Annotated in this window: 16 protein-coding genes and 1 riboswitch; of the genes, 3 read left to right on the plus strand and 13 right to left on the minus strand. The window is 42.2% G+C overall.

The features are described from left to right. The first annotated feature begins 1 nt into the window (after position 1). Positions 2-1,231 (plus strand): phosphoglycerate dehydrogenase, encoded by a 1,230-nt coding sequence (serA, locus tag L1264_RS16150; protein ID WP_135923716.1) that lies wholly within the window; start codon positions 2-4, stop codon positions 1,229-1,231. A 445-nt stretch (positions 1,232-1,676) separates the two neighbouring features. On the opposite strand, the gene L1264_RS16155 is transcribed toward serA, so the two are convergent. Both L1264_RS16155 and yaaA read right to left on the minus strand, forming a co-directional pair. Continuing rightward, the gene (locus tag L1264_RS16155; RefSeq protein WP_199526180.1) at positions 1,677-2,612 is read right to left on the minus strand and encodes a mechanosensitive ion channel family protein; all 936 of its coding nucleotides are present in this window, start codon (positions 2,610-2,612) and stop codon (positions 1,677-1,679) included. A 129-nt stretch (positions 2,613-2,741) separates the two neighbouring features. Then, positions 2,742-3,521, minus strand: coding sequence for a peroxide stress protein YaaA (gene yaaA, locus L1264_RS16160; protein ID WP_199526181.1), 780 nt, complete (start codon positions 3,519-3,521; stop codon positions 2,742-2,744). 221 nt (positions 3,522-3,742) lie between these two features. Here yaaA and tal point away from each other — a divergent pair, with 221 nt between their 5' ends. Beyond that, positions 3,743-4,693 carry a transaldolase gene (gene tal / locus L1264_RS16165; RefSeq protein ID WP_135923712.1) on the plus strand — a complete coding sequence of 317 codons (951 nt, stop codon included), beginning with the start codon at positions 3,743-3,745 and terminating at the stop codon, positions 4,691-4,693. A gap of 186 nt (positions 4,694-4,879) precedes the next feature. Next, a complete protein-coding gene (locus L1264_RS16170; RefSeq protein ID WP_135923711.1) occupies positions 4,880-5,071 on the plus strand; it encodes a DUF3545 family protein in 192 nt (63 codons plus the stop codon). Between the two features lie 36 nt (positions 5,072-5,107). Here the strand turns inward: L1264_RS16170 and ung are convergent, their stop codons facing one another. From ung to L1264_RS16225, 11 genes are all read right to left on the minus strand, one after another. Beyond that, entirely contained in the window at positions 5,108-5,782 is a 675-nt protein-coding gene (ung, locus tag L1264_RS16175) for a uracil-DNA glycosylase (RefSeq protein ID WP_199526182.1), read from the minus strand. Next, a complete protein-coding gene (locus tag L1264_RS16180) occupies positions 5,779-6,636 on the minus strand; it encodes a cobalamin-binding protein (RefSeq protein WP_199526183.1) in 858 nt (285 codons plus the stop codon). The genes ung and L1264_RS16180 overlap by 4 nt, the downstream gene beginning before the upstream one ends. Before the next feature lies 1 nt (position 6,637). Then, positions 6,638-7,237: a cob(I)yrinic acid a,c-diamide adenosyltransferase gene (gene cobO, locus L1264_RS16185; protein ID WP_135923708.1), complete on the minus strand. Its 600-nt coding sequence runs from the start codon at positions 7,235-7,237 to the stop codon at positions 6,638-6,640. A 9-nt stretch (positions 7,238-7,246) separates the two neighbouring features. Then, positions 7,247-8,731, minus strand: a complete 1,485-nt coding sequence (locus tag L1264_RS16190) for a cobyric acid synthase (protein WP_199526191.1) — start codon at positions 8,729-8,731, stop codon at positions 7,247-7,249. Then, entirely contained in the window at positions 8,731-9,258 is a 528-nt protein-coding gene (gene cobU / locus L1264_RS16195) for a bifunctional adenosylcobinamide kinase/adenosylcobinamide-phosphate guanylyltransferase (protein ID WP_199526184.1), read from the minus strand. The genes L1264_RS16190 and cobU overlap by 1 nt, the downstream gene beginning before the upstream one ends. After that, the gene (locus L1264_RS16200; protein ID WP_199526185.1) at positions 9,255-10,061 is read right to left on the minus strand and encodes an adenosylcobinamide-GDP ribazoletransferase; all 807 of its coding nucleotides are present in this window, start codon (positions 10,059-10,061) and stop codon (positions 9,255-9,257) included. Before L1264_RS16200 ends, cobU begins: the two co-directional genes overlap by 4 nt. Before the next feature lies 1 nt (position 10,062). Next, complete coding sequence (gene cobT / locus L1264_RS16205; RefSeq protein WP_199526186.1) at positions 10,063-11,124, minus strand: nicotinate-nucleotide--dimethylbenzimidazole phosphoribosyltransferase; 1,062 nt, start codon at positions 11,122-11,124, stop codon at positions 10,063-10,065. Positions 11,125-11,127: 3 nt separating this feature from the next. Next, a complete protein-coding gene (locus L1264_RS16210; RefSeq protein WP_199526187.1) occupies positions 11,128-12,117 on the minus strand; it encodes a FecCD family ABC transporter permease in 990 nt (329 codons plus the stop codon). Beyond that, positions 12,110-12,940 (minus strand): ABC transporter ATP-binding protein, encoded by an 831-nt coding sequence (locus L1264_RS16215; protein WP_199526188.1) that lies wholly within the window; start codon positions 12,938-12,940, stop codon positions 12,110-12,112. Before L1264_RS16215 ends, L1264_RS16210 begins: the two co-directional genes overlap by 8 nt. A gap of 103 nt (positions 12,941-13,043) precedes the next feature. Beyond that, a riboswitch (cobalamin riboswitch) is annotated at positions 13,044-13,111 on the minus strand. A 60-nt stretch (positions 13,112-13,171) separates the two neighbouring features. Continuing rightward, the gene (locus L1264_RS16220) at positions 13,172-13,789 is read right to left on the minus strand and encodes a histidine phosphatase family protein (RefSeq protein ID WP_135923702.1); all 618 of its coding nucleotides are present in this window, start codon (positions 13,787-13,789) and stop codon (positions 13,172-13,174) included. An 85-nt stretch (positions 13,790-13,874) separates the two neighbouring features. After that, complete coding sequence (locus tag L1264_RS16225; RefSeq protein ID WP_199526189.1) at positions 13,875-14,303, minus strand: FKBP-type peptidyl-prolyl cis-trans isomerase; 429 nt, start codon at positions 14,301-14,303, stop codon at positions 13,875-13,877. Positions 14,304-14,696: the final 393 nt, after the last annotated feature.

Consider the following 14,696-nt stretch of genomic DNA (forward strand, 5'->3'; position numbering starts at 1 on the left):
TATGAGTAAGGTATCGTTAGCAAAAGACAAAATTAAAATTCTCTTGCTGGAAGGCGTGCACCAAAGTGCTGTAGAAACGCTTAAACGTAATGGCTACAGTAATATTGATTACGTAAAAACTTCCTTACCTGAAGACGAGCTCATCGAGCGCATTAAAGATGTGCACTTTGTAGGCCTTCGTTCTCGCACTCATATTAGTGAAGCGGTATTAGAAGCAGCAGAAAAGCTAGTCGCTATCGGCTGCTTCTGTATCGGTACTAACCAAGTCGACCTGCAAGGTGCCCGTGAGCGTGGTATTGCGGTATTTAACGCACCATTCTCAAACACTCGTTCTGTTGCAGAATTAGTACTTGGTGAAATCTTATTATTACTTCGTGGTATTCCACAGCGTAATGCCCTAGCACACCGTGGCGGTTGGTTAAAATCAGCCAACGGTTCATTTGAAGCGCGTGGTAAAACCTTAGGTATTATTGGTTACGGCCACATTGGTACACAGCTAGGTATCATGGCAGAAAATATCGGTATGAACGTTGAGTTTTATGATATTGAAGACAAACTAACACTCGGTAACGCAACGCAAGTTCATAACCTAACTCAGTTATTACAGCGTGCTGATGTTATTAGCTTACACGTACCAGAAACACCGCAAACGAAGAACCTAATTGGTATGGCAGAGCTTGAAGTAATGAAGCAAGGCGCAATTCTAATTAACGCTTCTCGCGGAACAGTTGTTGATATTGATGCACTGGCTGAATCACTTCGTGAAAACAAGCTAAGCGGTGCTGCAATCGATGTATTCCCTGTAGAGCCAAAATCAAATGATGAAGAGTTTGTATCACCGTTACGCGAGTTCGATAACGTGATTTTGACACCACACATTGGTGGTTCAACACAAGAAGCACAAGAAAATATCGGTATTGAAGTAGCGGGCAAACTTGCTAAATACTCAGATAATGGTTCAACCATTACTGCAGTTAACTTCCCTGAAGTATCCCTGCCTGAACTTGCAAACCGCAGCCGTTTGTTACACGTACACCACAACCGCCCAGGTGTTCTAACGCAAATTAACCAAGCGTTCGCACAGCACGGTATCAACATCGCAGCCCAGTACTTACAAACTGACGAAGCGATTGGTTACGTAGTAATTGATGTCGATACAGACCAATCAGAAGTCGCTCTTAAAGAGCTAAGTGCTGTTGAAGGTACAATCAGAGCACGTATCCTTCACTAATCGTTGGCATATCGAATAAATAAAAAAGCGCAACCAGTTAAACTGCTTGCGCTTTTTTTGTAGGACAAAACTTTAAGGTAGGTTGGTTTGAGCGCTGCGAAACCCAACACGGGAACCCAGCTTTAAACCGTAAATTTCAAGCTCTAAGCCATAAATAGCTTACCGTAGACGTAAAATTTATTTCGCGCGAATTTACACTCCCAACCTCCTTTAAATTATTTAACAGGTTCAGGTTATTTATGTTAATTCTCAGATATCGACATAATGCATCACTATGCTCAAATCAGCCTCGGCTTGAATATTAAGTTTATAATTTCCCATCCTTACTCGCTTCTTCCTTTAAACTAGCTAACATTTGACTTGGTGATTGATCTGAGAGTCCTCTTTTCTCTCCTTCTCACAACCACACTTCCCTGTGTAAATCACGCCGATGAGTCAGTAAATTTTACTCATCGGTTTGCGGTTTTTCAGTGTCTTTATTCTGCTGTTTTTCGCTTATCATGGCGTTTAGTTTCTCACCGCCTTTGATGCCAAAATCTAATGTGCGGATTGGGAATGGGATGGTCATGTCAGCTTCGCTTAGGGCGTTTCTAACTGCCACAACAGCCTTGTGACGAACGGTCATGAAATTCGCTTCGCCGGGGTATTTAATCCAAAACCAAACCAGTAAGTTGACGCTGCTATCACCAAAGCTTTCGGCGTAAACGGCGGTTTCTTCTTGCTTAATAACAAAATCAAACTCATTGATTTTTTTAACAATCGCCTCAGCGGCTTGCTCGGGATCGTCGGCATATGAAATACCCACAGGCACCTCGATACGACGCACACCTAAGGTGCTGTAGTTACTGAGTATGTTCCTAAATAAAATCTTGTTAGGGACTAAGATAAGTTGCCCATAAAAGTTCTCAATGAGGGTGTTTCTAAGGTTAATCGCCCGTACAGTACCAAACACGCTTTCGGTGCGAATAACATCGCCAGTTTTAAATGGTTTGCGAATACCCATAGCAATACCCGCTATAAGGTTCTCTGTCATGTCCTGAAAGGCAAAACCAATCGCAAGACCAACAATACCAGCACCAGCAAGTAAAGAGGTGACTGTGCCTCTGAGACCCAAGAAATCAAGGGCTACAAATAAGCCTACACATAGCACAATAACCTTTGCTATTGATGACATTAAGTCTGCTATTTGCGAAGACTCTAATGAGCGACGTAATAGCTTTCTGAGCATTGAACCAACAAGACGCGCCAGCAATGAAAATACAATGGTGATAACTACTGCGACAATAAAGTTTGGAATATGGCTTATGATGATATCAATCCAGCCACCGAGTTTTTCTTCTATTAGCTTTTCAGCTTCACTTACTGTCGGAATTTTTAACATTTTTATACCTTGATGAATTAATTACACAACAGGGTATTTTGCAAGATAAGCGCCATTTCTAATTGGGTGTATTAAAACCATAAAAAAAGCCGTGCTAAGCACGGCTTCTCTAATTCATTTTGCTAAAAATTAGTTCTGCTCTTCGCGTAAGAAAACAGGCTCTAATTCTTTTGCTGTTGCATCGCTACTAAAGTAATAACCTGCAACGGTGAAATCTTTTAAATCACTCAATTGGGTAATTTTATTTTCAATGATGTAACGCGCCATCATACCGCGGGCTTTTTTCGCATAAAAGCTAATCACTTTATATTGGCCGTTTTTACAGTCTTTAAAATGCGGCGTAATGATTTGCGCATTTAACGCTTTTTTATCAACTGCTTTAAAATACTCGTTCGAAGCAAGGTTTACTAAATACTTACTATCTTGCTCAGCAAGTACCGTATTAAGCTTTTCGGCGATGACACTGCCCCAAAACTGATACAAGTTTTTACCACGTGGGTTTTCAAGTTTAGTACCCATCTCAAGACGGTAAGGCTGCATTAAATCTAACGGCTTCAGCACACCGTAAAGGCCAGACAAGATACGTAAGTGTGACTGCGCGTAATTGAGGTCTGAACTGGTTAATGATTGTGCATCTAAACCACCGTACACATCGCCATTAAAAGCCAACACGGCTTGTTTTGCGTTATCTTGCGTGAATGGCTGCGACCACTCGGAGAATCGTGCTGCGTTTAAACCAGCTAGTTTATCGCTGATTTTCATTAGGCTACCAATTTGCGCTGGTGTTAAATCACGGCAAACTGACATTAACTCTTCGCTATGCTCGAGTAATTCAGGTTGAGTGAATTTATCGGTCGTGGCTGGGGTTTCGTAATCTAAATTCTTTGCAGGTGAAATAACAGTGATCATACTTAGCTATTGACTTGTAATTTATTTGATGTCAATTTCAACATTAATTGAATCAAAATGCACGTTTTGTTTCGTCCTGCCTTTATCCGCTGCTCTTTCATACATAATGTTCTAGTTTTCTATATTAAGGACATTTGACCTATTAAACACTGTCATAGTGTTGCAGCATAAAGGTGGCTATAATGGATATTCTTTTAACTTGCTTGGAATGAGGAAAGCAAATGACTTCAGCACTACAAAGGCTTAAACAGCATTCATCTATTGTTGCAGATACAGGTGATATCGAAGCTATCAAAAAGCACCAACCAGAAGATGCGACAACTAATCCGTCTTTACTTTTAAAAGCCAGTGAAATTGAAGCGTACAAGCCTTATTTAGATAAAGCGTGGCAATATGCCAAAGAAACCGAGCAAGATGCAGCTAAACAACTTGAGCTAGCTTGTGATTACTTTGCTGTTTTAATTGGTAAAGAAATCAGTGAAATTGTTCCAGGTTATATCTCAACAGAAGTAGATGCGCGTTTATCATTTGATACGCAAGCGACAATCGATAAAGCCCACACTTTATTGAGCCTGTACGAAAAAGAAGGTGTGAGCAAAGATAAAATCCTGATCAAAGTTGCATCAACGTGGGAAGGCATCAAAGCCGCTGAGCAATTAGAGAAAGAAGGCACTAAGTGTAACTTAACGCTGTTATTCTCTGAAGCACAAGCTCGCGCATGTGCCGATGCGAACGTATTTTTAATTTCACCATTCGTTGGCCGTATCCTAGACTGGCATGTTGCTAACGGTATGGAAAAGCCAACTGATCCACTGAACGATCCTGGTGTGCAATCGGTTCGTAGTATCTACGAATTCTACAAACGTCACGATTACAAAACAGTGGTAATGGGCGCAAGCTTCCGTAATACAGGCGAAATCATCGCGCTTACAGGTTGTGATAAGTTAACCATTAGCCCTGCACTTTTAGAAGAGCTAGGTCAACTAACTGATGCACAAGAATACCTGCTAGATAACGACTTTACTGTTGAAGAAAAACCAGCACCACTGACTGAAAGCCAGTTCCGTTGGTTACATAACCAAGATGCAATGGCAACAGAAAAGCTCGCTGAAGGTATTCGCTCGTTCGCAGAAGCACAAATTGAATTAGAAGCTCGTTTTAAAGCAATGTAATTCAAATTACAGCATTTTTTAAAACGCCACCTCCCGGTGGCGTTTTTGTTTCTGAAATAACTAATTCCTTGATCTATTCATCTATCAATCACAGTTCTGTAACATTATCGTCACTTTTTTGTTCTATTTTTACCTTGCCTATGGTATACGTATTTCCGAGGTTCAAAAAATAAATGGGAGAAGTTCATGGATAGCCTAGACGATATTTTAGAAATATTAGAAGGTCCTGGTAAAACAAAAAAGACCTCCACAAAAAATAAAAAAAGAAAATGGCGCGAAATCGAAGCGTTAAAAGATAAACACAGATTACGTAAAGAACTAAAGGAGCTTGATTACTTTACTGATAGTATTGACATAGACGAATTAGATTTTTTGTAAAATAAAGGCCCTTATTATGGGCCTTTTACGTTTTTGTTATAAAATTTGTGGTAATGACCAATTGATCGGTTTTTTGTTTTGATCAATAAGCATTTGGTTTGTCTTAGAAAAGTGCTGACAACCAAAAAAACCTCGATGAGCAGAAAGCGGTGACGGATGCGGACCTTGGATCACATGATGACGCGAGGTATCAATGTGTTTACCTTTTTTCTGTGCATGTGCGCCCCATAAAATAAACACCACACCTTCACAGTGTTGATTAATAAGCGCAATCACTGCATCGGTAAATTGCTCCCAGCCAAGCTGCTTATGAGAATGAGCCTGCCCTTGTTCAACAGTAAGTACGGTATTAAGTAAAAACACCCCTTGCTCTGCCCAACTTTGCAAGTAACCGTGGTGGGGTATCTCAAACCCATCAATATCTGTGGCTAGTTCCTTGTATATATTCTTTAATGATGGCGGTAGTTTTTTAACCTGCGGCAATACCGAAAAACACAAACCATGGGCTTGGCCTTCTCCGTGATAAGGGTCTTGCCCTAAAATAACCACTTTGACTTCGCTCAGTGGTGTGGCATCAAAAGCTGAGAATACCTGCTCATCTTTTGGATAAACGGTCACACCTGCTGCGCGTCTATCAGCTACATATTGCAAGGTTTCTTGCATGTAGGGTTTAGCAAGCTCGGTATCTAGAAATGTTTGCCAATCGATCATTTTGAAGCCTGTATTTGCTGACGAGAAATGTCTATTTTACCACACATATCGCTTAAACCATCTAGCATACGGGTTGTAAAACGATGCAATAGATCTGCGTTCACACTAATAAACTGGTTATGCTGCACTGCCGGCAGTTCAGGCCATTGACGCCAGTCTATCTTCGGTTGCGGCTTTTTAGTTTTTTCGTCTGGAATAATAATCGCCTCAGGTTTAGCAACCAATACATTTTCAATACTAATGCGCGGGTAATCAGTATCGCTATTAGCAAACACATTCTCAGCATGGCAAATAGTTAAAAGCTGATTAATCCAGGTATTTCCGCCAATTGTCATCATCGGCTCTGGCCATAATTGATAAAAAACAGGCACGGCTTTTTTACCTTGCTGAGAGGCACGAATTGCATTGAGTTTAGCTGCAAACTCATTGGCCACCTTATCTGCCTTAGTTTGTAAATGCGTAAGCGTGCCGAGCTTACGTAATTCATCAGCAACATTATCAACTTGATCCGGATTACTATAAGCAACAGGAATACCTAGCTTTTCGATATAAGCGAGGTCATCAGCTTTATTTCCTGTCTTCCACGCTAAAACAAGATCTGGCTTAAGTGACAGTAACTTTTCCATATTGACGCCGTAATACCCACCAACACGTTCAATATCATTCGCTTGTGCTGGGTAATCAGCAAAATCAACCGTACCAACGATACGATCGCCAGCACCTATCGCAAACAGGTTTTCAACAATGTGCGGTGCTAAAGCAACAATACGCTGTGGCTCTTTAATTTCATGAGCGTGTGCAAGTGCGGGTAAATTTAATAAAAAACCTAAGAGTGCAAACTTGATGGGTTTCATGTTAATAATCGAACCCTTTTTGCGCTTTAATGCCAGCATCAAAAGCATGTTTTACGTTTCTAACTTCACTGACTGTGTCAGCCAAGTCGGTCAATTTACGGTGTGCACCACGTCCTGTAATAATCACCGATTGCATGGCTGGTCGAGAGCTTACTGCCTCTAACACTTCGTCTAAGTCAATATAGCCGTAAGTGATCATATAGGTTATTTCGTCTAGCATAACGAGGTTAATCGACTCATCCTTGAGCATTCTTTTCGCTTCTTGCCATGTCACTTGTGCAGCTGCGGTGTCTGACTCTTTGTTTTGTGTCTCCCAGGTAAAACCGGTGTTCATAATAACAAATTCAACCCCTGCTTTTTCGAGTAGGTTACGCTCACCGCACTCCCAAGTCCCTTTAATAAACTGACACACAGCTGCTTTCATTCCGTGACCAACAGCGCGTGCGACAGTACCAAATCCAGAGGTAGATTTGCCCTTACCATTACCAGTTATGACCTGAAAAATACCTTGCTCTTTTTGCGCAGCAGCAATACGTTCATCGACTTTTTCTTTTACTTTTTGCTGGCGCTGTTGGTGCTTATCTTGATTCTGTTCGCTCATTGTTGTTCCTTATGACTCTAAGTTGAAGTTCTCATAAATATTGATGATTTGTTCAATATCGAGATTCTCTGCTACCACATTGGCTAAACGGCTTAGCTGCTGTTCACGGTTTAAGTTAATATCAATCGGCTTTATTTGGCTATTTGGTGCAAGCCAAGTAGTTAGCTCAGCTACTCCCTCTGGCGTATCGAACAAGCCATGTAAGTAAGTACCTGCTATTTGGTTATCATCACTAATAAAGCCATCCACTTTAAATCCACTTGGGTGATTATTAAAACTCAAGAATGGCTTTTCAAGTGCGGGCCCTTGGCTTATACCAGCGTGAATTTCATAGCCTGAAATTGTTTTACCACTACGATTTAAATGAAGCATGCCAGTGACTTGGTTTAGTACTTTTTGCTGCCCTAACTGCGTTTCAAAGTCAGCCAACCCTAGCCCTTCTGCGCTGCCTAAATTGGATTCAACAGCATGTGGATCAGCAAGATAGTTGCCTAACATTTGCAGCCCACCACATACTCCGAGCACTTTACCGCCATAGCGTAAATGACGTTTTATTTGTGTGTGCCAACCTTCATTTTTTAAAAACGCTAAGTCGTTAAGGACATTTTTACTGCCCGGAATAATAATCAGATCAACACTTGGAATAGTCTGGGTATGACGTACATACTGTAAATCGATTTCTGGTTGTAATCGCAGTGCATCAAAGTCAGTGTGATTACTAATATGAGGTAGCAATAGCACTACTATGCGCAATTGTGGTTTATCTACCTGATTGCTTATAGCAACGGCATCTTCAGCATCTAGTGCTAAGTCATGTAAATAAGGTAACACCCCAAGCACAGGCTTGTTGGTGTATTGCTCTAACCAATCAAGACCGCCTTGCAATAACGCAATATCACCCCGAAAACGGTTAATCACAAAGCCTTTAACGCGCGCCTGCTCTGAGTCAGACAACAAGGCTAACGTTCCGACTAAATGGGCAAACACCCCGCCTTTGTCGATATCGGCGATAATGATCACCGGGCAATCTACCGCCTCAGCATAGCCCATATTGGCAATGTCGTTTTCGCGCAGGTTTATTTCTGCAGGGCTCCCAGCACCTTCAACAACCAGTAATTCAAAACGTTCACTTAAACGCTGCTGCGAAGTAAGAACCGCATCCATCGCCACTTTTTTGTAGTCGTGATAACTGTCCGCTTCCATATTCGAAAGCGCTTTACCATGAACGATTACCTGCGCCCCAGTATCACTGTTAGGTTTTAATAAGATAGGGTTAAAATCGACTTCTGCGGGCACTTTTGCCGCTACAGCTTGCAAAGCTTGTGCTCGGCCTATCTCGCCACCATCTGCGGTTACGGCACTATTTAACGCCATATTTTGTGGCTTAAAAGGTGCAACCTTAATGCCTCGCTCTGCAAAGATCCGACAAAGTGCTGCAACAAGGGTGCTTTTGCCTGCATCTGAAGTTGTGCCTTGCACCATTAATGTTTTCATCATTGTTCTCTTTTCAAAGTTTGTGCAAGACCTGCAATCACAAACTCAACACGTGCAACTTGCTGTGCTAAGGCTTGATGCAACCAACCTGAATGATCAACAAACTGACGGCTTAATTCACCGAGCGGCACAATGCCATGACCCACTTCATTGCTGACAAAAATCACCTCACCAGACAATTGCGATAGCACATCGAGTAAGGCCGCTTTTTGCTCAAGCCAAAATGCTTCACCCTGCTGGCATAAGCAATTACTCAACCACAAGGTTAAACAGTCCACTAAAATACAGTTTTCAGCTTGGCTATACTGTCGTAATGTTTTAGCCAAATGCAAAGGCTCTTCAATAAGTTGCCAATGCTTAGCGCGCTCTGCTTGATGCCTATTAATTCGGGCTGTCATTTCTTCATCACCCGCATTTGCTGTAGCAATGTAGATAAGTGGCTTGTCTGAATTTATTGCCAGCTGCTCAGCAAAACGGCTTTTACCGCTGCGAGCACCGCCTAAAATTAAAGTATGTTGTTGGCTCATAACATACTCACTAGACATAAGTAGGTAACAAGCTCAGATACTTGCTGGGCAGCACCTAAGCAATCGCCGGTATAGCCAGATAACTGCTTTTCAAACCAGCGCTTCAATAGTAAACGAGTAACAAAAAGCACACTGACGAGTATTAATAATTGCCCTAGAGTGAAGCCAAAAAACAACCATGCTATTGCTAACACAGCAAAGCCAGTTGCTAACAGTATTTGATAACTTTGCGTACTTAAATACATCGCAATTGGTTTTACTTTAGATGTGGCGTCCTGACTTACATAGTCCATATCTGCAATTAAACTTGTTGCTACAACCCGGCTTAAGCTTTGTCCTAAAACAAGAGCAATAATCAGAGTACTGGTTGCCTCGCTAAGTGCGACAAGTGTTTGGTACTTAACTAATAAAGCCATCAAAAGCGCCGCAGCACCATAGGTGCCTAAGCGACTATCTTTCATAATGTTGAGCTTATCTGCAACTTGCCAACCGCCACCAAAGCCATCCCAGACATCAGCAAGCCCATCTTCATGAAATGCCCCTGTGATTATCAAGCTAAATGCCATAACTAACGCGACTGCAATGGCTGGGGGGAATAACCAACTTAGCAGCAAAAAGCTTAACGCTAAAATTGCGCCTAATAATACTCCGACCAATGCAAAATAGCGGCTGGCCTGATTGAGCGCCTTATTCGATACTGCAAAGTTTAATTTAACGGGTATACGCGTTAAAAAGCTGAGCGCCAGTAAAAATAACTGAAGCTGACTTGGGGTAGAATCAGAAGTGTGTTGTTCAGCGCTCATATCAAACTACTTGCTCAACATTAGCATCGGCAAAACTTGCCATGTCATTATAAAACGCCAAAGATGCTTGCAGTAAAGGTAAAGCAAGCGCAGCCCCGGTGCCCTCTCCTAAACGTAAATCAAGCTGCAATAAAGGTGCTGCATGCAAGGCATTGAGCATTGTTTTGTGCCCTTGCTCATCAGAGGCATGGGCAAATAACATGTAATCGCGAGCGTTTGCATTAATCCGAGTTGCAACAAGCGCTGCTGCAGTACAAATAAAGCCATCAACAACCACTGCCATGCCAAGTTCAGCAGCAGCTAAAATGGCGCCGGTGATCTGTACAATTTCAAAACCACCTAATGCCGCAAGCGTCATTAATGGGTCATCAAAATGAGCTTGATGCAATTGGAGGGCTTGCTCTACAACCTTAATTTTTTTAGCTATAACCTCATCACTCACACCTGTGCCTTTACCAACACATTGGTTGGCAGGTAAGGACAACAAAGCTGCCATTAATGCCGCAGCACTTGTAGTATTACCAATACCCATCTCTCCAAACGCAATAGTATTGCTGCCTTGCTCATAGAGTGAATGCACTCGCTGCTTTGCTAATTCAAATCCTTTTTCAACATGGCTACGAGACATGGCCATTTCAGTATTCAGTGGGGCAGTGATTTCACCTAAACGCTGGTTATGCACACTTTTATCATGTGCTGTAGTGAGTGTTCCGGCATCGACAACTTCGAGCTGCCAACCAAGCTGGCGACAAAATACATTGATTGCAGCGCCTCCAGCTGCAAAGTTTGCCACCATTTGTGATGTAACAGTGCTAGGAGCAATTGACACACCTTGACTTGCCACACCATGGTCGCCTGCAAATACAACCAGAGAAGGCTTTGAAATAACTGGTTTAAAGGCAAGTAGCGCCTGCTCACTACCAAGCTGCTTTGAAAAAATAAGCGTTAATTGTTTAGCACAACTCTCAAGCTGACCTAAGGCGCCAAGCGGCTTTGTTTTAAGGTCTATTTTTTGTTGAATTACAGCTGAAAATTGCTGATTAAGAGGCATGATATTAAACATTAGCTACCTGCTCTGTTTACGAAAATAAAGTAAGAATAAAAAGAACACACTACCGATAGCGGCTGTGATCACACCAACAGGTAGTTCTTGGTTATTCAATAAGGTTCGGCATAACACATCTACCCACACCATAAAAATACCTCCGACCAAGGATGTCATGACTAAGTTATGGCTGCTGCCTTGCGGCGAAAAGTAGCGCACAATATGTGGGATCATCAGGCCGACAAAACCAACGCCCCCACACATAGCAACAAGCACCGCTGTAATTAATGAACTTAGCAGCAGCATCATGATCCGAAAGCGTTGCACATGAATCCCCAAAGTCGCAGCACTTTCATCACCGAGCAACATTGCATTTAGCTGACGACGAAATGCAATCATCAAAGTCATACAGGCAATAATAACGGTAAACGGCAGCCAAAGAGTGCCCCACTGCGCCCGAGAAAAACTGCCCATTGTCCAAAATAAAATAGCTGTAATTGCTTGAGGATCACTAAAATAAAGCAGCAAGCTAGTCAGAGCGCTAAATAAGAAGGATAAAGCAACGCCGGCAAGTAACATGGCTTCAACTTGACCAACATGTCGACGCCCTGCAATAGCAATGAGCAACAGCATTGAGAGTAAGCTCCCTACAAACGCCGCTACTGACATGCTTAAGCCAAAGCCCGCACCAGTAAGGGCTATAAAGCACACCACACCAAATGAAGCCCCTGAAGAGATACCAAACAAGTAAGGATCAGCAAGCGGGTTTCGGGTTACGGTTTGCAAAATTAATCCCGCAAGAGCCAGTCCAGATCCTGCTAAAAATGCCAGCACCGTTCTTGGCATGCGCAACTGCCAAATAATCCGCTGCACGAATTCATCACTGCCTGGGCTAAATAGGCCATTAAATACCTCACTCAATGGTGTGTTTGCAGCACCAAAGCTCAGAGCGAAAAAACAACTAATAAGCCCAACAACAACACAGATACTTAAACGCATTGCATCAGTCATTTTGATGCTCCTGTGTCTGATAGCCATAAAAATAAGTTATATGCGGGATAAACTTATCGGTGTTTGATTGCGGATGAGCAGACACCGCAGCGCAGACACCAAATACATCGCTCAACAGCTGCTCAGTAAGCACCGCTTTTGGTTGCCCCTGACAAACCAATTGCCCTTCGTCAATTACCAGTAATTCATCACACAAACTCGCTGCAAGATTTAAGTCATGAAAAGAGGCAAGCACAGTCACATCGAGGGACTTTGCTAATTCCATTATTTGAATTTGGTATTTAACATCAAGATGACTGGTAGGCTCATCCATGATCAAAAGCTTAGGTTGCTGTACAATTGAGCGTGCAATGAGTGCTCTTTGCTTTTCACCACCAGAGAGCGAATCGAATACTTGCTCACTATGATGAGACAAACCAACCTGCTCAATCGCTTGATATATTCGCTGCTTATCATTGATAGACGTGCCGCTGAAAAGTCGCTTATGAGGTGTTAACCCTAAACTCACCACGTCGAACAGAGACAAATTAAACTGCGATGGAGACTCTTGTAAAACTACAGCAACCTGCTTTGCAAACTCATCAGCATTGATTTGCCAGATATCTTCACCGTTTAGCAACACAGCCCCTTGTTGAGGTTTCAAGTAACGATAAAGACAACGCAGCAAGCTTGATTTACCTGCACCATTAGGGCCAAGTAAACCTATAAACTGCCCAGCTTTTAACTCAAGGCTAATTGATTTAAGTATTGTTTTATTCGCAATACCCCAACTTAAATCAGAGACTGATATTAATGGCGCAGAGCCGTGGCTAGTTTGTTGCAAGCTTGTTCTCTCTTGGCGAGCAACCACAACGCACAAGAAAGCACTGATAAGTACCAGAAAATGACGTGAGTTTACCCGCTCGATGATTAATTGTTAGTGCTAAGTATCTGGCTGACCATACTTATGATGGATTACAGTTGCGGGAACAGCTGGAGAATTTCACTCCATTCCATAGCATATGTGTATTATGGCGGGCTAAGTAAATAATTCAATGAATATCACTCTAGATGGCTAAAAAACAATTTTTGGCCAAGTTTTTCCTTGTTCATCTATATATACATCGAGTGTAACAAGTCCCGCATAAGGGAGGTGGAAAACATTTAAATGCGTGGCTGACTGTTTTGGCATCTGGCAAACAATAGCAAGAATTTGTTTAATCACACCAGCGTGGCTGATTACCAATGACTGAGTATGTTTAGTTTCACTCAATGAGTTTAAAAACGTTTGCCACCAAGCTTCTACCCTTGCGTAAAAGTCAGCCATTGATTCACCATTGGGTACTTTTACCTGCCAAGGATGCTGCCAAAAATCACCGATATGAGGTTTACTGGTTTGCTGCCAAAGCTGCTGATAGTCTTGGCCATCCCAATCACCAAAATTAAACTCTTTCAGCGCATTGAAATACTGAACATTCAATGTGTGTTGATTTGCTAAAAAATCAGCATAGACTGAGCAACGCTTTAGCGGTGAGCTATAAATAGCATTTAAATTCAACAGTTCAGCTGAGGCTTGGCGCATTTGTTCAAGACCATGCTTTGATAAGTCAACATCGATTTGCCCAGAAAGAATACCCGGTGTGGCAATTTCGCCATGGCGAAGAAAATAAACTCGTGAAGTAAATGCGTCCATAATGTTCCTCAGTAACCAGTAGTGAACGTTAACGCGTTTCAAATACTCTGTCGAGTTATGCTAAAGGACTTATGCTAAAAGAGAATTAAGCTAAACGCATCAACCGAACGTCAAAATGCAGCACTGCGTTCGCACCAATTTTTCCGCCGTTACCTTTTTTACCCCAAGCAAGCTCTGGGGGGATCACAAATTCATAGCGAGAGCCGATATTCATTAATAACAAACCTTCTCGTAACCCTTCTGTAGCTTCTGATAAAGCAAACACCTCTGGCATACCCGCTTTATAACTGTCGGCAATGACACTGCCATCAGCAAGCATAATACGTTGATTAATGACCACTGTATCGAACTCTGTCACGCGATCCCCTGCAACATCATCAATCACTTTATACATTAAACCCGATGCGCATAGATGCGTATCAGGATGAGATGAGAACTTAGCGATGAATGCTTCACTATTTTTACGATTTAACCCTGAAGAACCTTTTGACTTGGTTGTTTTCTTACGAGACACAGTAAACCCGAATTGTATTATAAATATAAAACGCTTTATCGCATAACAACCTAAGGGAAGCAAGGGGCACTGTGGTTTGTAGTGAGTTAGCGAGAGTAAAGTTAGAAAGAGGAAAGTTTTAAAGCTCTGGCGTAGATTGGGTAGAGCGCAGCGAAACCCAACACAGAGAGCTATCAGCTTTCAGCCGTCAGCGATCAGTCGCGCGGTGGGGTTGTTTGGTGCTGCGTCTCCCTCTGCCGGAGGCTCTAGGCTCTAGGCTCTAGGCTCTAGTACTCTTTCACATATATTTTGATCAGTTGCCCCTACTTAAATTCAGGTAACTGATCTTTTTCAATCAATAATTCAATACTCCTGCTTTTTCCAGTAACTGATGTTATAAATTTCTTCTTCTTA

Origin of the sequence: Pseudoalteromonas sp. APAL1 (assembly GCF_021532475.1) — a bacterium.
Classification (GTDB): domain Bacteria; phylum Pseudomonadota; class Gammaproteobacteria; order Enterobacterales; family Alteromonadaceae; genus Pseudoalteromonas; species Pseudoalteromonas lipolytica_C.